Raw genomic sequence first — 23,965 nt, 5'->3', positions numbered from 1 at the left:
TGTTGCCGCGACATGATTTTACCAAATAAATGGAAAGCGCACCCCGTCGGCGTGCGGATCAGTTCAGCGGAACGATCACTTCGTCATGGTGAATCACGCCGAGCTGACGACGGATCAGCTCGTCCGACAGGTCGGGATCGACGCGGCGCGGATTGAGCAGATCGACCCGGTTGCGCAGCTCCTGGCGATGCAGCTGGACGATCTTGAGTTCAGCCTTCGCATCGCGCAGCTGGCGCGAATAATCGCCCCAGGCAAGCACGCCATTGGAGCCCAGCACCACATAGCCGGCGAAGAACAGCAGCAACAGCACCGCGATTGCCGGCCCGAGGGCCGACATCAATAGCATGCGGAGCTTCGCGATATGCGCCATGAATCGCTTGAATCACAGGATTCGACCGGTCGCAAGCAAAAACATGCCCGATGCGACCAGCCGAATCCCTAACCTGAAATCAGCCGTGGATCAGCGGAAGATCGAACGACCGGCATAGACCGCCATGTCGCCCAGTTCTTCCTCGATGCGGATCAGCTGATTATACTTGGCAAGCCGGTCCGAACGGGCGAGCGAGCCGGTCTTGATCTGACCGCAATTGGTGGCGACAGCGAGGTCGGCGATGGTCGAATCCTCGGTCTCGCCCGAACGGTGCGACATGACCGCCGTGTAGCGGGCACGATGCGCCATATCGACGGCAGCGAGCGTCTCCGACAGCGTGCCGATCTGGTTGACCTTCACCAGCAGCGAGTTGGCCAGCCCCTTGCCGATGCCCATCGACAGGCGGGCTGGGTTGGTGACGAACAGATCGTCGCCGACCAGCTGGACCTTGTCACCGATCTTGTCGGTCAGTGCCTTCCAGCCCTCGAAATCATCCTCGCTCATGCCGTCTTCGATCGATTTGATCGGATAGTCGGCGGCCAGCGCGGCGAGATAGTCGGCCATTTCGACCGGCGAGAGCGACAGGCCTTCGCCCGAAATCTCATATTTGCCGTTCTTGAAGAATTCGGTCGCTGCGCAGTCCAGCGCCAGCACGACATCGTCACCGGGCTTGTAGCCGGCCTTTTCGACCGACAGCATGATGAAGTCGAGCGCATCGCGGGTCGAGGCGATGTTGGGGGCAAAGCCGCCCTCGTCACCGACCGAGGTCGCCAGGCCCTTGTCGTGCAGGCCCTTCTTGAGGGTGTGGAAGATTTCCGAACCGATGCGCACGGCGTCGGCGATGCTCTCCGCACCGACCGGCATGATCATGAATTCCTGGAAGTCGATCGGATTGTCGGCATGCTCGCCGCCGTTGATGATGTTCATCATCGGCACCGGCAGGACATGCGAGGAGACGCCGCCGACATAGCGATAGAGCGGCAGGCCGCGCGCGTCGGCGGCAGCCTTGGCGGTGGCCAGCGACACGCCCAGGATCGCGTTGGCGCCCAGACGCGACTTGTTCTCGGTGCCGTCGAGCGCGATCATCGCGGCATCGACTTCGCCCTGGTCTTCGGCGTCGAGGCCGATGAGCTGCTCGGCAATTTCGTCATTGACGGCGGCGACAGCGGCCAGCACGCCCTTACCCAGATACTTGCTCTTGTCGCCGTCGCGCTTTTCGACCGCCTCATAGGCACCGGTCGACGCGCCCGAGGGCACGGCGGCGCGGCCGAAGCTGCCATCTTCCAGCATCACATCGACTTCGACGGTCGGATTGCCGCGGCTGTCGAGAATCTGGCGGGCGTGGATATCGAGAATGGCGGTCATGATCGCTCCCTGATCTGGGCCCGGACACGCGCCGGGCGGCCTTTTCGCGGCCCCGCTTAGCCAGCAGCCCCAAACTTGGCAATCCGGGGGACTTGCCATCGGACAAAAAATGCCGATGCTCAAAATAGTAACGGCGCCGGAACTGTAGGCCGCCGCCAAGCATTAGGATCATGACAGCCCGCCCCGCGCGGGACCATGAGGTTGAGCTTTAGGGAGACTTTGGACAATGGCCGACACCCCGGAAACCCCGCCCGTCAAGCGCGCGAAGAAGGCGGTTGCCGCCAAGGCGAAGCCGGCGTCGACCAAGGCCTCCACCCCGGCCGTCAAGGCCGCGCCGGTGAAGAAGGCCGCCACCCGCAAGGCCCCCGCAAAGCCCGGAAACGGGGCCGCCCATGGCTGGTCCGCGCAGATCGCCCCGATCAAGGCGCAAGCCGAAAAGGCCGCCAAGGCCGCAACCGATAAGATCAATTCGGTCGACTGGAAGGCGCATATCGATCCGATCAAGGAACAGGCCGGCAAGACCGCCAAGTCTGCGGCAAGCAGTGCCAAGGACAAGACCGGTTCGGCCATGCAGAGCCTGTCGAAGCTGATTGCGGACACCGCCGGCACGGTCGATGCGAAGCTCGGCCCGCAATATGGCGATTATGCCCGCCAGGCGGCGGAATCGGTGGCCAGTGCTGCAGATACGCTGGATAGCAAGGACGTCGACCAGTTGATGACCGAGGCGCGTGATTTCGTGCGCAAGAGCCCGGCCGTTGCCATCGGCGCGGCCGCCGTGGTCGGCTTCGTGCTGATGCGCCTTGCCAAGGGATCGTCCGACGGCCGCGCCTATGCGCAGGCGGAGGTCGAGCGCCAGAAGCTGCGCGCGGGCATTGCCGGCGCCGGCGTCCGTAACGCCGCGATCCTGGGGATCGTCGCCCTGATGCTGCTGTTCGCCGCGATCGTGACCCTGTTGATCGGGTTGGTGATTGCGCTGTCCGCGATGATCGGGCCGCTCTGGGCAACGCTGGCGGTGTTCGGCGGCGCCGTACTGATCGCCGTCCTGCTGCTGCTGCTGGCCAAGGGGCAGATCAGCCATATGTTGAAGACGATCAAGTCATGAGCCGGGAACAGGCCTATCGCGAAGCGACCGAACGCGCGGCACATCTGCGCAGCAAGGCGGTCCTGAGCCTTGCCGATGCCCAGGCGCGGATCGCACCCGATCGGCTGAAGGCCGATGCCGAGGCGAAGATCACGGCGACTGCGCTCGACGGCGTCGCCTATGTCGGTGCCAAGGTGCGCCAGCGGCCGGTTGCCACCGGCGCGGCCGCAACCGGCATCGTCCTGTTTCTCTTCCGCCGCCCCCTCACGGCACTTTTCGGACGCCTGTTCGTTCGACTGAGGAACCGTAACACGGAAATTTCGGAGATTGATGATGGCTGACATCCGCGCCCAACTGACCCGCGTCCGCGAAGCGGCCAATGACGCCGCCGGCAGCGCGACCGACATGATCAAGGACAGCACCGGCAAGGCGCGCGAAAGCGCCGGCGAACTGATCCAGACCGGCAAGGACAAGGCGAGCGAGGCCTATGGCGACGCGCGCGACCGGGGCCAGCGGGTCGCTGCCCGCGCCAACGAGATCATTCAGGAGCATCCGGTTGCGGCTGTTGCCGGCGCGGTGGCGGCCGGCGCGGTCATCGCCTGGATGTTCCCCAAGAGCCGGAAGGTGATGAAGGCGCTGCCGGGCCTGGCCGCCACCGCCGGCGCACGTGTGCTGGAAGCCGCCGCCACCGCCCGTACCGCCGCGAGCGAGAATAGCGAGTCGCTGCGCCATAATGCGGGTGAAGCGCTGGCCAGTGCGCGGGACAATGCCGGCGAAGCGCTGAACAAGGCCCGCGAAACGGCAAGCCATGCGCTGTCGAGCGCCAAGGAAAGCGCAAGCGACACCGCAGCAGCGGCCCGTGACGCTGCGGCATCGGCCGATCTTGGCGGCAAGGCATCAAAGCTGGCGGACGAACTGGTGGCGCTCGTCTCCACCCGCGTCGAGGCGCTGGGCGACGCGATCAAGGCGCGATTGCCGAAAAGCTAATCGCGATTGCCGCAAACGCAATCGACACATAGGCCGCTTTCCTTGGCGGATCGCAGGGACGATGCTAAGGCACCGCGATCAGTCAAAGGAGAACATATAACGCCATGAGCAAGATGCATCTGGTGATGGGTGGCCGCGTAACCAACCCGCAGACGCTGGAATTCCAGGACCTGAGCAAGGTCGATCTGGTTGGCGTCTTCCCCGACTATGCCTCGGCCGAAAAGGCCTGGCGCGGCGCGGCGCAGCGCACCGTCGATGACGCCGAAATGCGTTATGTGATCGTCCATCTGCACCGTCTGCTGGAGCCTGAACTGCCGGCAGCCTGATGGCCCGTTTCGGGCGAGACCGGATCATGCCCCGGTTTCGCCCGAACACATATTATCGAACGATCAATTGATAGCCTGGGGCCGTTTGCGGAAGCGCCAGCGCAGCAAGGGCCGGGTCAAGGCCAGCCCTGCAAGGAAGCCGCCGATATGCGCGGCAATCGCGATCTGACCCAGATCGCCCAATCCCCCCGCCGTCGCCACGCCGATCATCAGCTGGATCGCGATCCAGGCGGCCGCCAGCCACAGCACCCGCACGAAATTGGCCGACAACGGCCCGATCCGCCGCACCTGTTGCTGGCTGTAGAGCAGCGCATAGGTTGCGATGATCGCGGAAATGGCGCCACTCGCCCCGACCATCGGATTGGTCGATTCCGGCGTGATCGCCCATTGCGCGAAGCAGGCGGCATAGGCGCCGACGACATAGAGGATCAGCGTGCCGGTGCGGCCCAGCACATGTTCGACCTGCCGCCCGCAGAAAAGCAGCATCAGCAGGTTGAAGGCGATATGCAGCCAGCCGGCATGGACGAAGGTGCAACTGAGCGGCGTCAGCCACCAGGGCACCGCCGCCATGCCGTCCAGCAGGCCGGGGTTGCCAATGCGGGCGGGAATGAACCCGCCCAGCAAGGCCGCATTGTCGATCTGCCCGGTTGCCAGCAGCAACAGGAACAGGACGAACGTGACCAGCGCGATCGCATTGGTCGTGCGTCCGGCAGGCAGTTTCATGGGATCAGATGAACGCGATCTTGTCGACCAGGTAGAATTTGTCGCCCGACGGGACCGACACTTCCACCTCGTCACCGACCTCGCGGCCGATCAGCGCACGGCCCAGCGGGCTGTTATAGCTGATCATGCCCGCCTTGGCGTCCGCCTCGGCCTGGCCCACGATCTGATATTTGACCGGCTTGTCGTCCTCGTCCAGCAGGGTCACGGTCGCGCCGAACACGATCTTGTTACCCGACAGGGTGGTCGGATCGATGATCTGGGCGCGCGACAACTTGTCTTCCAGGTCGGAAATCGTTGCCTCGACCTGCCCCTGCCGTTCCTTGGCGGCGTGATACTCGGCATTTTCCGACAGGTCGCCGTGGGCACGAGCTTCCTCGATGGCGTCCACGATCAGAGGGCGCTCGGCCTTCAGTTCGCGGAGCTGCGCATTGAGCTTGTCATAGCCCACCTGCAGCATCGGCATCTTCTCGACGGTCGCCATTATTGCAAATCCTTCGTCAAAACTTCCCTTTGGCGGCGCCGAACGTGGCGCCACCCGCAGCATGCTTCCTGGTGAAGGGGATCAGGCGTGCGACCCGGGATAATAGGACTGGAGCGAGCGCACTTCAAGGGCGCGGTCCCGCAAAGCCTCGATTGCGTCCGCCGCAGCGACGCTGGCGGTCGCGGTGGTGAAACTTGCAATCTTTGCGCGTAGAGCACTGGTGCGGATTGCCTTGCTGTCCTTCAGGGACTGCCAGCCTTCGGTGGTGTTGAAGATCAGCTGCACGTCGCCATCGGTGATCCGGTCGACGATGTGCGGGCGCCCTTCGGCCACCTTGTTCACATGCTCGACGGCAATCCCCTGCCCTTCCAGATAGGTCGCGGTGCCGCCGGTCGCGATGATGGTGAAGCCCATGCCCGCCAGCTTCTGCACCGCCGGCAGGATCACCGGCTTGTCGCTGTCCTTGACCGACACGAAGACGGTGCCGCTGGTCGGCAGCACGGTGCCCGCACCCAGCTGCGCCTTGGCAAAGGCGGTCGCAAAATTGCTGTCGATGCCCATGACTTCGCCGGTGCTCTTCATTTCCGGCGAGAGCACGGGGTCGACGCCGGGGAAGCGGTTGAACGGGAAGACGGCTTCCTTGACCGCGACATGGTCGATCGCGTTGCGATCGATCCTGGGCAGATCCTTGATCTTTTCACCGGCCATCACGCGCGAGGCGATCTTGGCGATCGGGGTGCCGATCGCCTTGGCGACGAAGGGTACGGTCCGGCTGGCGCGCGGATTGACCTCGATCAGATAGACGATGCCATCCTTGACCGCGAACTGGATGTTCATCAGGCCACGGACCGACAGGGCACGGGCCAGCACTTCGGTCTGACGCTCGATCTCGGCAATCACCTCGTCCGACAGGCTGTAGGGCGGCAGCGAGCAGGCCGAGTCACCGGAGTGAACGCCGGCTTCCTCGATATGCTGCAGCACGCCGGCGACGACCACATCGTCGCCGTCACACAGCGCATCGACGTCGACCTCGACCGCATCACGCAGATACTGGTCGATCAGCACCGGGGAGTCGCCCGACACCTGCACGGCGGTGGTGATATATTCTTCCAGCTGGGCCTGGCCGTCGACGATTTCCATGGCGCGACCGCCAAGGACATAGGACGGACGCATCAGCACCGGATAGCCGATGCGGTTGGCGACCGCGATCGCCTCCTCGCGGCTGCGGGCGATGCCGTTGGCCGGCTGGCGCAGCTTCAGCTTGTCGATCAGCGCGGCGAAACGCTCGCGATCCTCGGCCAGGTCGATCGCGTCCGGGCTGGTGCCCAGGATCGGGATGCCGGCATCTTCCAGCGCCTGCGCGAGCTTGAGCGGCGTCTGGCCGCCAAACTGCACCAGCACGCCCGCCAGCGTCCCCTTCGACATTTCGACATGCAGGATTTCCAGCACGTCTTCGGCCGTCAGCGGTTCGAAATAGAGGCGGTCGGACGTGTCATAATCGGTCGACACGGTTTCCGGGTTGCAGTTGACCATGATCGTCTCATAGCCGGCTTCGCTCAGCGCAAAGCAGGCATGGACGCAGCAATAGTCGAACTCGATGCCCTGGCCGATGCGGTTGGGACCACCGCCCAGGATGACGACCTTCTTGCGGTCGCTGGGCTGCGCCTCATTCTCCGGCTCGCCGAAGATCGGGGCTTCATAGGTCGAATACATGTAGGGCGTCTTCGCCTCGAACTCGGCGGCACAGGTGTCGATGCGCTTGAACACCGGACGCACGCCCAGCTTGTGGCGCAGGCTGCGCACTTCGTCCTCGGTGACGCCGCCGGTCATGGCGACGACGGCATCGTGGATCAGGCCGCTGCCGCGGGCGACGCCGCGCTCATTGCCGCGCAGATTGGCGGACTTGAGCGCCAGCCAGGCGAGACGCTTGTCGGAAAAGCCCATGGCCTTGAGGCGGCGCATGCCGTCCGCGTCGCGCGGCAGGCCATGTTCCAGCACCTCATTTTCGGCCTCGACGATTTCCTTGAGGCGCTCCAGGAACCAGGGGTCGAACTTGGCGATATTGTGGATTTCCGCGACGGTCAGACCTTCACGCAGCGCCTGCGCGGCGACCAGCAGACGATCGGGCGTCGGCTGTGCCAGGGCGGCGATGATGTCGTCCTTGGGCGCGCCGACCAGATGATCGACCTGGTTGAAGCCCGACAGGCCGGTTTCCAGACCGCGCAGCGCCTTCTGCATCGATTCATGGATGTTGCGGCCGATCGCCATGACTTCGCCGACCGACTTCATGGCGGTACCCAGCAGCGGCTCGGCACCCTTGAACTTTTCGAAGGCGAAGCGCGGGATCTTGGTCACGACATAGTCGATGGTCGGCTCGAACGAGGCCGGGGTCGCGCCGGTAATGTCATTCTCGATCTCGTCGAGCGTATAGCCGACGGCCAGCTTCGCCGCGACCTTGGCGATCGGGAAGCCGGTCGCCTTCGACGCGAGCGCCGAGGAACGCGACACGCGCGGGTTCATCTCGATGACGACCAGGCGGCCATCCTTGGGATTGACCGCAAACTGGACGTTGGAACCGCCGGTCTCGACGCCGATCTCGCGCAGCACCGCCAGGCTGGCGTTGCGCATGATCTGATATTCCTTGTCGGTCAGCGTCAACGCCGGCGCGACGGTGATGGAGTCGCCGGTATGGACGCCCATCGGATCGACATTCTCGATCGAGCAGATGATGATGGAATTGTCGTTGCGATCGCGCACGACTTCCATCTCATATTCCTTCCAGCCGAGGAGCGATTCCTCGATCAGGACTTCGGTGGTCGGCGAGGCATCCAGGCCGCCGCGGACGATGTTCATGAACTCGTCGCGATTATAGGCGATGCCGCCGCCGGTGCCGCCCATGGTGAAGCTGGGACGGATGATCGAGGGAAGGCCGGTAAACTCCAGCGCTTCCATCGCCTCTTCCATGGTGTGGGCGATGCGCGAGCGGGCCGATTCCAGGCCGATCTTGTCCATGGCGTCGCGGAACTTGATCCGGTCCTCCGCCTTGTCGATCGCCTCGGCATCGGCGCCGATCATCTGGACACCGAACTTCTCCAGCGTGCCGTCGTTGAACAGCGCCAGCGCCGTGTTGAGCGCGGTCTGGCCGCCCATCGTCGGCAGCACCGCATCGGGCCGCTCCTTCTCGATGATCTTGGCCACGATTTCGGGCGTGATCGGCTCGACATAGGTCGCGTCGGCAAATTCCGGATCGGTCATGATGGTGGCCGGGTTGGAATTCACCAGGATGATGCGATAGCCCTCTTCCTTCAGCGCCTTGACCGCCTGCGTGCCCGAATAATCGAACTCGCACGCCTGGCCGATGATGATCGGACCAGCGCCGATGATGAGGATGGAGGAGATGTCGGTTCTTTTAGGCATCGGGCTTTTCGCAATCCAGTTGCATGCGTTGTGGCTTAATCGGGAAGCCGGACCAGTGAAGTTTTTTAAGAAGCTTCGAAAGGGGCGGAGCGCCATCGCTGGCTTTGAACGTTATTCTTTCGCAGTTGTGTTCGGCGACCTCGCGCTTGACCAAATTCCAACCCATTGGCTCGGCTCGCTTTGCAATCCGGTCGCACATCCAACCTGCTGCACAGTACTGAAAGTACTTTATGTCATCGCAATCAAAAGCTTCGATTTTTCGAAGATCAACGATGAACTTGGCCAGCAGCGAGCCCGCCAGAAAAATGAGGAATACCGTCATGAGAACGGCTCTCCAATTGACGAAGAGCCAATCGAGCATCAATGCACGCCCCCCGCCTGCGCCTCGCAACCCCAGCCGTCATATTCGACGCCGCAGAGGATTTCGATCTGGAGGCATTTCCGGGTCAGCGCGCGGATCGAGGCTTCGTCGACCGGCTGCACGCATTCCAGGAACAGGAACAGGTCGCCTTCCTCATCTTCCTCGCGGTCCAGTTCGACGAAGCCGAACTGGCTGGCGATGGTCAGGACGCGCTCGAAATCCTTCTCGCTGCCCCGGAAGCTGACATCCACGGGCCGCGCGATGCGCGCGACGTCGCCGTTGCGCTTGAGGTTGGCGAGAACCTCACGGTCGGCCTCCCACTCTGCAGCAAGGCGCGCTTCATCAACCGGGGGCAGGTTCTGGCTCACGCCGCGACCACGCCCTTGAGGCCATCGACGAACTTCCTGAACAGGTAGAAGCTGTCCTGCGGCCCCGGCGAGGCTTCAGGATGATATTGCACCGAGAAAGCGTTCTTGTCGGTCAGCTCGATGCCGCAATTGCTGCCGTCGAACAGCGACACATGGGTCGAGCGGGCATTGGCAGGCAGCGTGTCGACATCGACGGCGAAACCATGGTTCATGCTGGTGATTTCGACCAGGCCGTCCGACAGACGCTTGACCGGATGGTTGGCGCCGCGATGGCCCTGATGCATCTTGATCGTCCTGGCGCCAACGGCGAGGCCCAGAAGCTGGTGGCCAAGGCAGATGCCGAAGACGGGGATGTCGGCGGCCAGTACCTGCTGGATCACCGGCACGGCATATTCGCCGGTCGCGGCCGGATCGCCCGGTCCGTTCGACAGGAACACGCCGTCGGGATTGAGCGCCTTGACCTGATCGAAGGTCGCGGTGGCGGGCAGCACGGTGACGCGCGCGCCGGCCTTCACCAGATTGCGGAAGATGTTGTTCTTCGCGCCATAATCGATGGCGACGACATGGGGGCGTTCCTCACCCGCTTCATTGAGGCCATAGCCATGGCCGATGTTCCAGATGCCGTCCTTCCACAGGCGGCTTTCCTTGCCCGTGACTTCGATGGCGAGGTCCATGCCTTCAAGGCCGGGCCAGGCAGCCGCCTTGGCAGCGAGCGCGGCGATGTCGAAATTGCCGTCGGGATCATGGGCGATGACGACGTTGGGCGCGCCCTTCTCGCGGATCATGCGGGTCAATGCGCGGGTGTCGACACCAGCGAGGCCGATGCGGCCCTTTTCCTTCATCCACTGGTCGAACGGTTCGACATTGCGGAAATTGCTGGGCGCGGTGACGTCCTGACGCACGATGCAGCCCAGCGCATAGGGGCTGTCAGCTTCGACGTCGTCGAGATTGGTGCCGACATTGCCGATATGCGGGAAGGTGAAGGTGATGATCTGCCCGGCATAGGAGGGGTCGGTCATGATCTCCTGATAGCCGGTGATCGAGGTGTTGAAGCAGAGTTCGCCGACCGCGTCGCCGACCGCGCCGAAGCCGCGACCGAAGACGGCGGAGCCATCGGCAAAAACCAATACCCCTGTCGCTCCTTTGGGCACAATGAGGGTCTTGGCGTCAGCCATGGTCTGCGGTCCTTTATGCTTTTGCGGGAACCCGTCTGGTGCGGGTTAAACGGCCGGTCACCTATTCCCGCAACGCGTGAAGGTCAACGTCTGTTAAAAATCTCTTTTCGCATTATATCTACTCCTTTCCCGAGAAACAGGATTAATTCGCCCATGATTCGCGACACCATCAAGAGCGCCCAAGTGGAGTCCATGAAGGCCGGCGACAAGGATCGCCTGGCTGCCGTGCGCCTGATCCTGGCCAAGCTCAAGGATCGCGACATCGAACTGCGCACCGCCAGCAATGTGCCCGACGACGACACCGTCGTGGTCGAGGTGCTGCAGAAGATGGTGAAGCAGCGCCGCGAATCGATCGACATGTTCAAGAGCGGTGGCCGCGACGAACTGGCCGCCAAGGAACAGGCCGAGCTGGACGTGATCGAAACCTTCCTGCCTGCACAGCTGAGCGAGGACGAGACCAAGGCGGCGATCGAGGGCATCAAGGCCGAGATTGGCGCGGAAAGCGTCAAGGACATGGGCAAGGTGATGGCCGTGCTCAAGGAACGCCATGGCGCCGTGATCGACATGAGCAAGGCGAGTGGGCTGGTGAAGGCGGCTTTGTCCTAACCTCGCGCTCGTGACTTCCCCTCCCGCTTGCGGGAGGGGTCAGGGGAGGGCATGTTCATGACCGATGGACAAAGGCTATGCTCGCCCTACCGCGAAAGCCCGCGCGCTGCGCAATAATGCCACGGAAGCCGAGCGCGCTCTGTGGCAGGTGATCAGCGCCCGCAAGATTTCCGGCATCCGCTTCAACCGTCAGGTGCCAATCGGCCCTTTCATCTGCGATTTCGTAGCCCGCGCGATCGGCCTGGTGATTGAGGTGGATGGCGGACAGCACAATGATGCCGTCGACGCTGATCGGACGCGCCATATCGAAGCACGAGGCTTTCGCGTGATCCGTTTCTGGAACAATGATGTTCTTGGCAATATCGAAGGCGTGACTGAGGAAATTGAACGGGTGATTGCGGACATGCCCTCCCCCGATTTGGGTAAACAGCGCCCCGCGCTGTTTAGGCCAAGCCGGGGGCTTGACCGACCCAAATCGCCCTCCCGCATGCGGGAGGGGAGATTTTGACCCTCACGCCCCAATGGCTGGACGAGCTGCGCGCGCGGACGTCGCTGTCGACGTTGATCGGCAAGACCGTGAAGGTGCAGAAGGCGGGCCGCGAATATAAGGCCTGCTGCCCCTTCCATAACGAGAAGACGCCCAGCTTCACGATCAACGACGAGAAGGGCTTTTATCACTGCTTCGGTTGCGGCGCACATGGCGATGCGATCCGCTGGATGACCGACCAGCGCGGCCTGCCCTTCATGGAGGCGGTAAAGGAGCTGGCCGCGACCGCCGGCATGGAGGTGCCCGCGGCCGATCCGCGCGCGGCCAAGCGCGCCGAGCAGGCCAAGGGGCTGCATGACGCGATGGCGGCGGCGCAGAACTTCTTCGAGGACCAGCTTGGCGGCATCGACGGCGGCGACGCCCGCGCCTATCTCGCCAAGCGCGGCATCACCGACGCGACCCGGCGCACGTTCGGCTTTGGCTATTCGCCGGATTCGCGTGGCAAGCTCAAGACATCGCTGCGCGATTTTGGCGAGCCGATGCTGGTCGAGGCCGGCTTGCTCATCGACCCTGACGGCGAACGTGACACATATGACCGATTCCGCGGTCGCCTCATGCTGCCGATCCGCGATATTCGCGGGCGGGTTATCGCCTTTGGCGGCCGCATCATCGGCCAGGGCGAACCCAAATATCTGAACTCGCCCGACACGCCGCTCTTCGACAAGGGGCGCACCCTCTACAATATCGACCGCGCCTCCCCCGCCAGCCGGCAGAGTGGCCGGGTGATCGTGGTCGAGGGCTATATGGACGTGATCGCGCTCGCCCAGGCCGGTTTCGGCGATGCGGTCGCGCCGCTCGGCACGGCGCTGACCGAGCATCAGATCGAACGATTGTGGAAGATGGTCGAGGTGCCGATATTGTGCTTCGACGGCGATGCGGCCGGGCAGAAGGCGGCGATCCGCGCGGCGACGCGCGCCCTCCCCCTGCTGCGCCCTGGTCACAGCCTGGCCTTCGCCACCCTGCCCGCCGGGCAAGACCCCGACGACCTGCTCCGCGCCGAAGGGCCGCGCGCGATGGACGCCGTGCTGGCTGGCGCCCAGCCGCTGGTCGATCGGCTGTGGGAGCATGAGCAGAATGTCGGTCCGCTCGACACGCCCGAGCAGAAGGCCGCGCTCAAGCAGCGCCTGGCCGCCCATAGCGACTCGATCCAGCATCCCGATGTCCGTGCGCTCTATGGCCAGGCATTCCGGGAGCGCTATGACGCGCTCTTCTTTGCCCGGCCGGATCGCTTCGGCGGCGGTCCGCGCGCGCCGCGCGGCGCTGGCGGCGGCGGTGCCCGCGCCGGCTGGCAACGCGACAAGAAGGGCAATTGGAAGCCCCCCGTCCCGCCCGCCGGCAACGAGGCGCGCGAGATCGGCGCGAGCGGCATGGAACATCGGCTGCTGCGGGCGATATTGGCCAGCCTGCTGCGCGATCCGGAGCAGATTGCCCTGCACCGCGAGACGCTGTCAGGCCTGCGAATCGGCGATCCCGCGCTGGCGCGATTGCTGGATGCGATGATCGCCGCATCCTTCCGCAAAGAAACAGTTGAAACGCAGGCCCTCCTTACCATATTGGGGCAAGGTGACTTGTATAATATGGCTAAGGGGATGCTCCGGGCCGATACGTTCACATTCACCCCACATAGGATGACAACCGACCCCAGTCGCGTGCAACGCGACCTGGACGAGGCCATCCGGGTGATGGCGCAAGGACCGGAGCTGGAAACGGCGCTGGTGGAGGCTACTAGACGGTTCGAGAGCGACTTCAGCGAAGAGAATTTCGCTGAACAGCAGCGCATCCGCGCGCTGAAAGCCGATCACGACAGCCGCCTGGCGGAACTGGCGCAGTCCGAAGACATTGTTTGATTGAGGCTCGTTCCTGTCGGGACGACGGAGTTAAGGCGAATAGATGGCGACCAAGGCGAACAGCAAGAATGGCGGGATGGGCGATGGCGAGGATGGCGATGCCCCCCTGCTCGACCTCAACGAAGCGTCCGTCAAGAAGCTGATCGCCCGCGCGAAGAAGCGCGGCTACATCACCTATGACGAACTGAACGACGCCCTGCCGCAGGACCAGATGTCCTCCGAGCAGATCGAAGACATCATGTCGGCGCTCAACGAGATGGGCGTCAACATCGTCGAGAATGAAGAGGCGAGCGAAGACGGCGATGAGCAGCGCGAGCGCGAGGAAGCCGACGACGCCGACGATGATTCGAGCGACGATGACGGCCCCAAGCTCGTCACCGAGAAGAAGAAGGAAACGGTCGATCGCACCGACGATCCCGTGCGCATGTATCTGCGCGAGATGGGCGCTGTCGAACTGCTCAGCCGCGAGGGCGAAATCGCTATCGCCAAGCGCATCGAGGCCGGTCGCGACACGATGATCCTGGGTCTGTGCGAAAGCCCGACCACCTTCAACGCGATCATCGAATGGTCGACCGCGCTCAACAATGGCGAGATGCAGCTGCGCGAGATCCTCGATCTCGACGCCATGCTGTCCAAGGATCCTGCTCCTGAAAATATGGAGGAAGGCGCCGAGGACGACGATGGAGAGATCAGCGAGAAGACCGCTGGCCCCAGCTTCAAGGAAGAGGAAGAGCCGGAGGAGGAATCCGCCGACGGCGACGAGGACGAGGATGGTGCGCCCCGCGCCGGCCGCGAGGAGGACGAGGAAGAGGACAACACCCTGTCCCTCGCCCAGATGGAAGAGACTTTGAAGCCGATGGCGCTGGAGAAGTTCGCGACCATCACCGAAATCTTCCGCGCCTTCTCCAAGGCCCAGGAATCGCGTATGGTCGCCATGGCCAATGGCGAGAGCCTGAGCCAGAAGGCCGAGGACAGCTATCATGAGCTGCGCGAGCAGTTGACCGCCGAGGTCGAGAGCGTCCAGTTCCACCAGCAGAAGATCGAATATCTGGTCGACCAGCTCTATGCCTATAACCGGCGCCTGACCGCGCTGGGTGGTCAGATGCTGCGCCTGGCCGAGCGTCACAAGGTGAGCCGCAAGGACTTCCTTGAGCGCTATATGGGCCATGAGCTGGACGATGCCTGGCTGGAAAAGGTGCAGGGTCTCGACAAGAAATGGGCTGCCTTTGCCGCTGCCGAAGGCCGCGCCGTCGAACGCATCCGCAACGAAGTGAGCGAGATCGCCCAGGCGACCGGCATGTCGCTCAGCGAATTCCGCCGCATCGTGAATATGGTGCAGAAGGGCGAGCGCGAGGCCCGCATCGCCAAGAAGGAAATGGTCGAGGCGAACCTGCGCCTCGTCATCTCCATCGCCAAGAAATACACGAACCGCGGCCTGCAGTTCCTGGATCTTATCCAGGAAGGCAATATCGGCCTGATGAAGGCGGTGGACAAGTTCGAATATCGCCGCGGCTACAAGTTCAGCACCTATGCCACCTGGTGGATTCGTCAGGCGATCACCCGCTCGATCGCGGACCAGGCGCGGACCATCCGCATCCCGGTCCACATGATCGAAACGATCAACAAGCTGGTCCGCACCAGCCGCCAGTTCCTGCACGAGCAGGGCCGCGAGCCCACGCCGGAGGAAATGGCCGAGCGCCTGTCGATGCCGCTCGAAAAGGTGCGCAAGGTGATGAAGATCGCCAAGGAGCCGATTTCGCTCGAAACGCCGATCGGCGACGAGGAAGACAGCCACCTCGGCGACTTCATCGAAGACAAGAATGCGATCATCCCGGTGGATGCCGCGATCCAGGCGAACCTCAAGGAAACGGTCACCCGCGTCCTTGCCAGCCTGACCCCGCGCGAGGAACGCGTGCTGCGCATGCGCTTCGGCATCGGCATGAACACCGACCATACGCTGGAGGAAGTGGGCCAGCAGTTCAGCGTGACCCGCGAGCGTATCCGCCAGATCGAGGCGAAGGCGCTGCGCAAGCTGAAGCACCCCAGCCGCAGCCGCAAGATGCGCAGCTTCCTCGACCAGTAAATCCGGTCAGATTATCGCTTCAAACAAGGGCCCGGCCGGACATTCCAGCCGGGCCTTTTGTTTTTCAAGACGATAGCATCATTTGTTAACCATAACGGCCTAGACCATTGGTGCCACATTTGCGACCAGCCGAAGCGACAAGTTTAACCCGGCGTTTACGCACCTTGCCCTAAATTGTGCCCAGCGGCGCCCCTTACGCCGTTGCCACAGGGAAATTTCTATGAGCGAAGTGACGGCGCTGCGCCGGGGCGACGATATTGCGCAAATCCTGGACATGCTGGTTCGGGCCGATGGCAGCTATAGCCACAGCTATCTGTCCCAGGCGAGCCAGGATGCCCGCTCGCGCGATGGCCTTGGCCTGCCCGACCTTGCCGATGCCGCCTATTATCTCTGCCTGCTCCATGGTCGCCATCCTGGCGTGATCGATCACGCGGCCACCCGCTCGGTCGACAATGCCGCGCGCCGCTGGCTGATCGAGGCCGCCGATGCCTTTGCGCGGGAGCGCGCCTATCTGACCCAGGTCACCGTGGCCGCCGGCCCCGCCCCCAGCACGGCAGGCCAGAGCAGTTGCGAAACCATCGTCAGTCAGCAGCGCCATGCGCTCGACATGCTGGCCCAGTCCGACCGGCGCGGTTGCGCGATGGGCGCGGCGATCGCGCTGGTGCTGGACTGGCGCGCCGTGCGCAAGCTGCTGGACATTGCCGCGCTTCGCGCGGGCATTGAACCGGTTCCCTGCTCCTTGCCCGATCATCGCGCCACACTGGAAGTCGCTCGCGCCATTGGTGGCGATCCGGCCGTTGATCGCGCGATCCAGTTCGGCATGCGCCAGCTTCTGGCACAGCATCGTGGCCTGTGGGATGTGCTGGAGGCCCGCGCGGCCATCCGCCGGCAACAGCAGGACTGATCCATCGCCCCACCGCTTGCCGCAACGCACAAACGCGTTGCGCCCCAATCCCGCTTTGCCTAGTCCGGTCCTCCAGCAATGATGGAGCGGAAGAGAGCCATGCGCTTTGAGGGCACCCAGGATTATGTCGCCACCGACGATCTGAAGGTCGCGGTCAATGCCGCCGTGCTGCTGCGCCGCCCGCTGCTGGTGAAGGGCGAACCGGGCACCGGCAAGACCGTGCTGGCCCAGGAAATCGCCAAGGCCATCGACGCCCCCCTCATCGAATGGAACGTCAAGTCGACGACCAAGGCGCATCAGGGCCTGTATGAATATGATGCGGTTGCCCGCCTGCGCGACGGCCAGCTGGGCGACGAGCGGGTCCATGACATCGCCAACTATATCCGCAAGGGCAAGCTGTGGGAGGCCTTCACCTCCCCCACCCTGCCCGTCCTGCTGATCGACGAGATCGACAAGGCCGATATCGAATTTCCCAACGACCTGTTGCAGGAACTCGATCGCATGACCTTTCATGTCTATGAGACCGGCGAGACGGTCGCGGCCAAGGAACGGCCGGTCGTCATCATTACCTCGAACAACGAGAAGGAACTGCCCGACGCCTTTCTGCGCCGCTGTTTCTTCCACTATATCAAATTCCCGGATCGCGAGACGATGCAGGCGATCGTCGATGTCCATTTCCCCGGCATCCAGAAGATGCTGGTCAGCCGGGCGATGGACATTTTCTACGACATTCGCGAAGTGCCGGGCCTCAAGAAGAAGCCCAGCACCAGCGAATTGCTCGACTGGCTGAAGCTGCTGCTGAACGAGGACATGCCCCTCGACGTGCTGCAGAATGCCGATCCGACCAAGGCGATCCCGCCACTGCACGGCGCGCTGCTCAAGAATGAGCAGGACATCATGATGTTCGAGCGCCTGGCCTTCATGGCGCGCCGCCAGGGGCGCTGAGGCCGCCGTCCAACCTGGCCGAATCGCGATACTGACATTGGGCGCACCCGGCCCGGTCGTGCCCGAAGGCATCATCCGAACCGATGCTGCATCGCAATGGGCCTGCCACGACCCGCAATTGTCGCAATTTCCGGGGCAAATGGCACCGGCAGCGTGAAGGCGGCTTGCGCCCCTGCGGAATCCGTGATTTTCTGATCCTCTGTCATTCAAGGCCGCGCCAAGACGGTCTGGATCGAGAGAGAGGATGCCAATGCCCCGACGTGCGTTGTTCCTATGTTCGATGGCCCTCTGCCTGGCCCTGCCCTCGCTGGCGCAGGCGCAGGCGGCGGACGATATCGAGGCATGGACGCCCAGTGATACTGCCATAAGTGCCACCGCCGCTGGCATCAGCCTGCCGCAGACGGTCGCCAGCCTGTCGCTGGCCAAGAGCGGCGAAGTATCGAACGGCGGCAAGGGCATCGACAATTATGCCCAATATATTTCGCAGGATGGCGCCATCCAGGCGACCCTTTATGTCTATCTGCCCGCCTATGCCGACGCTTCGCTTGCCGCTTACATGACCGACAAGGCGGTGATGGAGCGGTTCGGCGGCAGGACCCATCGCACCGCCTATGACAGCGTCGCCGCCGGCGGCCGCGCGGGCACGGCGATCCGCGCCGTCTATGACGATGCCGCCGATGGCGCGCTGACGACGGCGGCGGCCTTTGCCCATGCTGGTCGCTGGATGGTGAAGCTGCGCGTCACTGGCCCGACCGAGCGCCGCGCCGAAGTGCTGGCCGGGTTGGACGGCATGCTGGCCGGCCTGAAATTCGACGATGCGGCGAGCCTGCACGCGACCAGCCCGGCCAGCTTCGGCGCCTGCCCGACCGGCGATGGCGGCGACGCGCGCCTGACCAAGGCCGTGCCAAGCGGCACCGCCGGCCAGCCCGTGCCGCAGGAAGTCCGCATCCCGCGCGAGGGCAAGGATAATCTGTGCATTCGCGGCACCGTCCAGACCGCGCAGGGCAGCTATGACATGCTGCAGCAGACGGGGCGCAGCGATGGCGCGATCATCGTGCCGGTCGACGATAGCGGCACCGTTCTCACCTTCGATCCCGCCACCCGCGACCTTGGCTATCAACTGTCGATCCATATGGTCGGCCAGACCGATCTCTACGGCGTCTATGACAAGGTGCCGAGCGGCCGCCAGATCGCCGCGATCCTGGACGGCAAGGATCCCCAGACTGCCCAGGCCGAAGCCACCGCACTCTACGCCGCCAATGGCGAAGTGACGATCAGCCAGGGGGCACGCAAGCCCAACTGAGGCGTTTTTTTTTACAAAGTTCTGGGCGCTCCGGACATTATCCGGAGCGCCCTTTCGCTTCCGATCAGCGACCGGAGCACGCGCCGACACGCTCCCCCGACAATTCGGTCTTCAGGCTCCCGAAGAAGCGCGGCTTCTCGGGCCCCTTCCCGCGCGGCCCCCGTCCGCCAACCGTCTTGTGTTCGGCAGATGCCTCCAACGCATCGCCCGTGACCGTTCCGTTCATCCTGCCATAGGAAAAGCCGCCATGCGTACGGCCGCAATATAGTCGCCCCTCGAATTTGCTGCCCGACAGCTTGACCCGCCATTGGCGGCATCCATGCGGGCCACCGGCCCCAGCCGGCGAAGGCGGCCCCTCCACGGCATAGCGGATCGCCAGATCATCGCGGCGATCGGGGATGCACGCCTCCCACTGGCGGGTGCCGGGAGGATGATGTCCGGACATGCTGCTCACATAGGTGCCGATCTCGGTAAAGCGCCACAGGCCCGGATTGATGACATGGCGCGCGCCGGTGACGATGATCGCATCGGATGGCTCGACTTCGTCCGCTTGTGCATCCTGCCCGGCGGCGGCAGTTTCAAGCGCGGCCTCGCTCACCAGCGCAGGCAGGGTGCCACGATGATTGGCGAGATCGTCGATCCGGGCGTTGACGCATTGCTTGGCCTCTTCGCGCCGGGTCTTCCCGTCGAGCAGGCATTGCTGCAGCAACATGCAGATCGCCCGGTCGGCCGCCGGCGTGCCGGTCGTCCCGTCGAGATTGCAGGCCTTGAGCCAGGGACCGCGAAGCGCATATTCGATGTTGATGATCTTCATCCGGGCGGCGATCACGATGATCTCGTCCTCGGCCTGCTGGGGCGTATCGGTCCCCAGCGCCGCGCCCGAAGCGCCAAGCAGCGCCAAAGCCAGCCCCCGCGTCCATCGCCGTCCCGCCATCGGCAGCCTCTCCTCATTTTTTCTGTCGTTCCGTCAGCTTAATGATCATGCGCGCGCTGCAAAGCCCTTTCGTCGGGGCCGGAATGATTGGCGTCCGAGCCATGGCGCGCTAGACATGGGGGCATGAACGACCCCACGGGCGCGACCCGCTTTGCGCGGATACGCGCCCATCTGGAATCGGTCCGCGTCGCGGCGGGGCCGCGCGCCTGGGCCTATGAATTCCTGCTGTTCGGCTTCAAACAGGGCTGGGCCTGCCTGTTCGGCGGACTGATGCTGGCGCTGCTGCTCGCCACCCATCTATTCTACCCCGCCGACGCGCCGCTGCATCGCTATGATTTCCTGACCCTGGCCGCGATCACGATCCAGATCGCGATGCTGGCCCTGCGGCTGGAAAGTCCGCGCGAGGCACTGGTGATCTGCGCCTTCCACCTGATCGGCACGATCATGGAATTGTTCAAGACCCATGCGGGAAGCTGGGTCTATCCGGAGGCCAGCCTGCTCCATATCGGCCCGGTACCGCTCTTTTCCGGCTTCATGTATGCGGCCGTCGGCAGCTATATCGCGCGGGTCTGGCGCATCTTCGACTTCGGTTTCAGCCGCTATCCACCCGTCTGGGCGACGGCGCTGCTGGCGAGCGCCATCTATGTCAATTTCTTTGCCCACCACTGGCTGCCAGATGTGCGGATCGCGCTGTTCGCCGCCGCCATCCTGCTGTTCGGGCGAACGTGGATCTGGTTCACGCCCTGGCGGGAAGCACGGCGGATGCCGCTGCTGCTCGGCTTCTTCCTGGTGGCGCTGTTCATATGGCTGGCGGAGAATATCGGTACCTTCGCCAATGCCTGGACCTACCCCAGCCAGCGCCATGGCTGGGAGATGGTCAGCCTGATGAAACTGGCCGCCTGGTATCTGCTGATGATCATCTCCTTCGTGCTGGTCTCGCTGATCCACGGCATCAGGCGGGTGGATCAGATCAGATAGCCGACCTCATAGAGACCCCAGCGGCGCCCGGCGAAGCGCAGCGGCACGAACACACTGCGCAGTGCCCGATAGCGCCCCTCCCCCAGATTCTGGCGATAGGTGAAGAGGTAAAACTCATCGTCGCCGTCGAGCGCGCGGCGGGTCTGGGCGTCCATGAAGATTTGCCGATTGCGGGCATGCTCCATGTTCCAGCGCGGGTCGCCGATGCGCTGCGGCTGGCTGCGCGCGCTGATATGGGTGGGCAGATAGCCGTCCATGTCGATCAGGCAGCAGCCGATGATCGTCGCGTCCTTCGCGGTATGCCGGTCGAGCAGCGGCCGCACCCGCAGATCGGCATAGGCGGTGAAACCAGTCTGATATTGGGTCGGTTCGGACCCCGCTATCGGGCGATGGCTGCGATCGAACAAGGCCTGTTGGGACAGTTCGCCGCGGGCCAGCGCCTCCTCGATCAGCGCCGCGACCTCCGCCGCGCCATCCTCGGCCAGCGCGATGTAATGGCTGTTGCGGGTACGCAGCCGGCTCTGCGCCGCGGTGTTGAGCATGTCGTTGGCCAGGCTCTCCAGCGTCTCGATCTTGTCGCGGGCCATGTCGACACGCCCCGCGCTCTCGGTCGAGGAGCGGCCGAACAGCGCCAGCCCCTGATCCAGTGCCGCGACATGGGCGTCCGCCTCGTCAGTGCAGGCGACGATCGCGCTGGATCGCTCGCCGAACTGGGTCACCAGCGAGGCGATTTCCGCCATGGACAGGCGCAGCTGGTCGATATGGGTGCCGACGTCGCGACCGCGCTGGATATTCGCCTCCACCCCGCCGATCAGATGGCGGGCATCGCGGTCGAGCTGGCCAAGCTTGCTGCCGACCGAGGCCGAGGATTCGGCGGCCTGTTCGGCAAGCCGGCGGATTTCCTCCGCCACCACGGCAAAGCCCATCGTCGCCTCGCCGCCGCGCGCCGCCTCGATCGCGGCGTTGACGCCGAGCAGACGGGTCTGCCGCGCGATCGTGCCGAGCTGGTCGGAAATACCGCCCACCGCCTCGATCACCTGCAGGAACTGGCGCAAATGGCCTTCGAGGCCGGTGACATGCTCGACCAGCCCCGCCACCTCGCCCAGCGACAGGGAGATGACATCATGCCCCTCGGCAATGATGCGCCCGGCGCGCCCGGCGGTGAGGCTCAGTTCCTGGGCGGCCGCCACGCTCTCATTCTGGCTGGCGGTCAGCGTCTGCATGTTCGCCTGCAGGTCCGACAGGCGCGCCGAATCGCCCTGGATCCGGCGGTTCACTTCGCCCAGAAATCCAGCGGTTTCGCTGCATTGCAATGCTATGTCGCCCGACCGTTCCCCCAGGTCAGCCAACAATTCTCCGTTTTCCAAGCCGCCCCCGCAACTTAACTGTCATAATGAATACTGAACTGTTTACCGTGCGGCGCAACACTTAATATTTCGCCAATGCGATCCGCCCGGCGCTTGCATCGCCCGGCGCGCTGGCCGACAAGATCGGCACCATGATGCTCAATTTCCTCGACGCGCTGCGCGCCGCCGGCATCCCCGCCAGCATCAAGGAGCATCTGCTGCTCCTGGAAGCGCTCGACCGCGACGTGATCGATCGGCGGCCGGAGGATTTCTATTATCTTGCCCGTGCCACCTATGTGAAGGACGAGGGCCTGATCGACCGGTTCGACCAGGTCTTTGCCCGCGTGTTCAAGGGACTGCTGGGCCAGGACGGGGTCGAGGCGGAGATACCCGAGGAATGGCTGCGCCTGGTCGCGGAGAAATTCCTCAGCCCCGAGGAGATGGAGAAGATCAAGTCGCTGGGCGACTGGGACGAGATCATGAAGACGCTGAAGGAGCGGCTGGAGGAACAGAAGGGCCGGCACCAGGGCGGCAGCAAGTGGATCGGCACTGGCGGCACATCCCCCTTCGGCCATGGCGGCTATAACCCCGAGGGCGTGCGGATCGGCGGGGAAAGCCGACACAAGCGCGCGATCAAGGTCTGGGAAAAGCGCGAATTCGCCAATCTGGACAGCAATCGCGAGATCGGCACCCGCAACATCAAGGTCGCGCTGCGCCGGCTGCGCCGCTTTGCGCGAGAGGGGGCGGCCGACGAACTGGACCTGGACGCCACGATCCGCGGCACCGCGCGGCAGGGCTGGCTCGACATCCGGATGCGGCCCGAGCGGCACAATGCGGTCAAGCTGCTGCTGTTCCTGGACGTGGGCGGATCGATGGACCCGCATATCAAGCTGTGCGAGGAGCTGTTTTCGGCCGCGACCAGCGAATTCAAGAATATGGAATTCTTCTACTTCCATAACTGCCTCTATGAAGGCGTGTGGAAGGATAATCGCCGCCGCTTTGCCGAGCGCACCCCGACCTGGGACGTGCTGCACAAATATGGTCATGACTATAAGGTGATCTTCGTCGGCGACGCGGCGATGAGCCCCTATGAGATCAGCCATCCGGGCGGGTCGGTGGAGCATATGAACGAGGAAGCCGGTGCCGTCTGGCTGCAACGGGTTGCCGATACCTATCCCGCGACCGTGTGGCTGAACCCCGCGCCGGCGGAACATTGGGGTTATAGCCAGTCGACCCGCATCATCCGCGACCTTATGAGCGAGCGCATGTATCCGCTGACGCTGGAGGGGCTGGACGAGGCAATGCGGGAATTGACGCGCAAGCGGTAGAGTCGGCCTCCGCGGCGCGCGGGCATATCCGACAGGTCAAAGAGCCGTCCGCATAGTGGCGGAGGGGTGCGGTGTAGGACAGCGCGAATTTGCCGCCTTGAGGGTCAGCGTGTCGGGGCGGATGACGCGACAGTTTGTTTCGGCCCGAAGTTCACAGTGTCGTCGCGCCATTTAGGGCCTTTTGCACCTGTCACGCGCCCGCGACGCGACACCCACGCGCCTGTGACGCGACACTTGGGTCACGATCAGGGTCACCGTCCCGCACCACCGACGCGACAGTCAGGCGACAGAGACGCGACAGTGGTGCGACAATTCTAGCGCGTAGACTCATTACGCACTGCACCAGATGCGCACGCAGATGAGCTTGATGGCTGCGAGGAAGTTGGCAGGGTCTTTGTCATAGCGGGTGGCGATGCCACGGAACTGCTTGATGCGGTTGAAGAATCGTTCGACGAGGTTTCGCTGTTTGTAGAGCCACGGCGAGAAGGCG

General features: G+C 63.8%; 24 protein-coding genes. 13 read left to right on the top strand and 11 right to left on the bottom strand.

Annotation, left to right across the window (positions count from 1 at the left end; all coding sequences use genetic code 11):
* Nucleotides 1-58 precede the first annotated feature (58 nt).
* Nucleotides 59-370: a septum formation initiator family protein gene (locus tag CG471_RS09715; RefSeq protein ID WP_004211795.1), complete on the bottom strand. Its 312-nt coding sequence runs from the start codon at nucleotides 368-370 to the stop codon at nucleotides 59-61.
* A gap of 90 nt (nucleotides 371-460) precedes the next feature.
* Nucleotides 461-1,735, bottom strand: coding sequence for a phosphopyruvate hydratase (eno, locus tag CG471_RS09710; RefSeq protein WP_004211794.1), 1,275 nt, complete (start codon nucleotides 1,733-1,735; stop codon nucleotides 461-463).
* A 793-nt stretch (nucleotides 1,736-2,528) separates the two neighbouring features.
* On the opposite strand from eno, the gene CG471_RS31760 reads away from it, so the two are divergent.
* From CG471_RS31760 to CG471_RS09690, 4 genes are all read left to right on the top strand, one after another.
* Entirely contained in the window at nucleotides 2,529-2,837 is a 309-nt protein-coding gene (locus CG471_RS31760) for a phage holin family protein (RefSeq protein ID WP_180275659.1), read from the top strand.
* Nucleotides 2,834-3,157 carry a hypothetical protein gene (locus CG471_RS09700; protein WP_099231734.1) on the top strand — a complete coding sequence of 108 codons (324 nt, stop codon included), beginning with the start codon at nucleotides 2,834-2,836 and terminating at the stop codon, nucleotides 3,155-3,157. Before CG471_RS31760 ends, CG471_RS09700 begins: the two co-directional genes overlap by 4 nt.
* On the top strand, nucleotides 3,150-3,803 hold the full coding sequence (locus CG471_RS09695) for a hypothetical protein (protein WP_099231733.1): 654 nt from the start codon (nucleotides 3,150-3,152) through the stop codon (nucleotides 3,801-3,803). Before CG471_RS09700 ends, CG471_RS09695 begins: the two co-directional genes overlap by 8 nt.
* Before the next feature lie 104 nt (nucleotides 3,804-3,907).
* A complete protein-coding gene (locus tag CG471_RS09690) occupies nucleotides 3,908-4,129 on the top strand; it encodes a DUF4170 domain-containing protein (protein WP_004211788.1) in 222 nt (73 codons plus the stop codon).
* Nucleotides 4,130-4,192: 63 nt separating this feature from the next.
* Here CG471_RS09690 and CG471_RS09685 read toward each other — a convergent pair whose 3' ends face one another.
* From CG471_RS09685 to carA, 6 genes are all read right to left on the bottom strand, one after another.
* Nucleotides 4,193-4,852, bottom strand: a complete 660-nt coding sequence (locus CG471_RS09685) for a rhomboid family intramembrane serine protease (protein WP_099231732.1) — start codon at nucleotides 4,850-4,852, stop codon at nucleotides 4,193-4,195.
* 4 nt (nucleotides 4,853-4,856) lie between these two features.
* The gene (gene greA, locus CG471_RS09680; RefSeq protein WP_004211784.1) at nucleotides 4,857-5,333 is read right to left on the bottom strand and encodes a transcription elongation factor GreA; all 477 of its coding nucleotides are present in this window, start codon (nucleotides 5,331-5,333) and stop codon (nucleotides 4,857-4,859) included.
* 81 nt (nucleotides 5,334-5,414) lie between these two features.
* On the bottom strand, nucleotides 5,415-8,750 hold the full coding sequence (gene carB / locus CG471_RS09675) for a carbamoyl-phosphate synthase large subunit (protein WP_099231731.1): 3,336 nt from the start codon (nucleotides 8,748-8,750) through the stop codon (nucleotides 5,415-5,417).
* Entirely contained in the window at nucleotides 8,743-9,111 is a 369-nt protein-coding gene (locus tag CG471_RS09670; protein ID WP_099231730.1) for a hypothetical protein, read from the bottom strand. Before CG471_RS09670 ends, carB begins: the two co-directional genes overlap by 8 nt.
* A complete protein-coding gene (locus CG471_RS09665) occupies nucleotides 9,111-9,479 on the bottom strand; it encodes a ribonuclease E inhibitor RraB (protein ID WP_099231729.1) in 369 nt (122 codons plus the stop codon). Before CG471_RS09665 ends, CG471_RS09670 begins: the two co-directional genes overlap by 1 nt.
* The gene (gene carA, locus CG471_RS09660) at nucleotides 9,476-10,654 is read right to left on the bottom strand and encodes a glutamine-hydrolyzing carbamoyl-phosphate synthase small subunit (RefSeq protein ID WP_099231728.1); all 1,179 of its coding nucleotides are present in this window, start codon (nucleotides 10,652-10,654) and stop codon (nucleotides 9,476-9,478) included. The genes CG471_RS09665 and carA overlap by 4 nt, the downstream gene beginning before the upstream one ends.
* Nucleotides 10,655-10,807: 153 nt before the next feature.
* On the opposite strand from carA, the gene CG471_RS09655 reads away from it, so the two are divergent.
* The 7 genes from CG471_RS09655 to CG471_RS09625 all read left to right on the top strand — a co-directional run bounded on the left by CG471_RS09655 (nucleotide 10,808) and on the right by CG471_RS09625 (nucleotide 18,889).
* Entirely contained in the window at nucleotides 10,808-11,260 is a 453-nt protein-coding gene (locus tag CG471_RS09655; protein ID WP_099231727.1) for a GatB/YqeY domain-containing protein, read from the top strand.
* A gap of 64 nt (nucleotides 11,261-11,324) precedes the next feature.
* Nucleotides 11,325-11,768 (top strand): endonuclease domain-containing protein, encoded by a 444-nt coding sequence (locus CG471_RS09650; RefSeq protein WP_099231726.1) that lies wholly within the window; start codon nucleotides 11,325-11,327, stop codon nucleotides 11,766-11,768.
* Nucleotides 11,765-13,654 (top strand): DNA primase, encoded by a 1,890-nt coding sequence (gene dnaG, locus CG471_RS09645; RefSeq protein WP_099231725.1) that lies wholly within the window; start codon nucleotides 11,765-11,767, stop codon nucleotides 13,652-13,654. The genes CG471_RS09650 and dnaG overlap by 4 nt, the downstream gene beginning before the upstream one ends.
* A 43-nt stretch (nucleotides 13,655-13,697) precedes the next feature.
* Nucleotides 13,698-15,737 (top strand): RNA polymerase sigma factor RpoD, encoded by a 2,040-nt coding sequence (gene rpoD, locus CG471_RS09640; protein ID WP_099231724.1) that lies wholly within the window; start codon nucleotides 13,698-13,700, stop codon nucleotides 15,735-15,737.
* Between the two features lie 220 nt (nucleotides 15,738-15,957).
* A complete protein-coding gene (locus CG471_RS09635; protein ID WP_099231723.1) occupies nucleotides 15,958-16,641 on the top strand; it encodes a hypothetical protein in 684 nt (227 codons plus the stop codon).
* A gap of 99 nt (nucleotides 16,642-16,740) precedes the next feature.
* Complete coding sequence (locus CG471_RS09630; protein ID WP_099231722.1) at nucleotides 16,741-17,586, top strand: MoxR family ATPase; 846 nt, start codon at nucleotides 16,741-16,743, stop codon at nucleotides 17,584-17,586.
* Between the two features lie 250 nt (nucleotides 17,587-17,836).
* Nucleotides 17,837-18,889, top strand: coding sequence for a hypothetical protein (locus tag CG471_RS09625; RefSeq protein ID WP_099231721.1), 1,053 nt, complete (start codon nucleotides 17,837-17,839; stop codon nucleotides 18,887-18,889).
* A 64-nt stretch (nucleotides 18,890-18,953) separates the two neighbouring features.
* Here the strand turns inward: CG471_RS09625 and CG471_RS09620 are convergent, their stop codons facing one another.
* The gene (locus CG471_RS09620) at nucleotides 18,954-19,823 is read right to left on the bottom strand and encodes a DUF3617 family protein (protein WP_099231720.1); all 870 of its coding nucleotides are present in this window, start codon (nucleotides 19,821-19,823) and stop codon (nucleotides 18,954-18,956) included.
* Between the two features lie 123 nt (nucleotides 19,824-19,946).
* Here CG471_RS09620 and CG471_RS09615 point away from each other — a divergent pair, with 123 nt between their 5' ends.
* Entirely contained in the window at nucleotides 19,947-20,801 is an 855-nt protein-coding gene (locus tag CG471_RS09615; RefSeq protein WP_099231719.1) for a DUF817 domain-containing protein, read from the top strand.
* Here the strand turns inward: CG471_RS09615 and CG471_RS09610 are convergent.
* Complete coding sequence (locus CG471_RS09610; protein WP_180275658.1) at nucleotides 20,789-22,153, bottom strand: methyl-accepting chemotaxis protein; 1,365 nt, start codon at nucleotides 22,151-22,153, stop codon at nucleotides 20,789-20,791. The two genes, CG471_RS09615 and CG471_RS09610, sit on opposite strands and share 13 nt — an antisense overlap.
* Nucleotides 22,154-22,299: 146 nt before the next feature.
* Between CG471_RS09610 and CG471_RS09605 the strand changes: the two genes are divergently transcribed.
* Nucleotides 22,300-23,475: a VWA domain-containing protein gene (locus CG471_RS09605; RefSeq protein WP_099231717.1), complete on the top strand. Its 1,176-nt coding sequence runs from the start codon at nucleotides 22,300-22,302 to the stop codon at nucleotides 23,473-23,475.
* Nucleotides 23,476-23,805: 330 nt separating this feature from the next.
* Here the strand turns inward: CG471_RS09605 and CG471_RS09600 are convergent.
* A partial coding sequence (locus CG471_RS09600; protein ID WP_143560160.1) for a transposase occupies nucleotides 23,806-23,965 on the bottom strand: 160 nt, incomplete at its 5' end.

It is taken from the genome of Sphingobium sp. IP1, assembly GCF_002708645.1.
In the GTDB taxonomy this organism is placed as follows: domain Bacteria; phylum Pseudomonadota; class Alphaproteobacteria; order Sphingomonadales; family Sphingomonadaceae; genus Sphingobium; species Sphingobium yanoikuyae.
The sequence above is the reverse complement of the archived record's forward strand: the minus strand, read 5'-3'. Positions and strand labels throughout refer to the sequence as shown.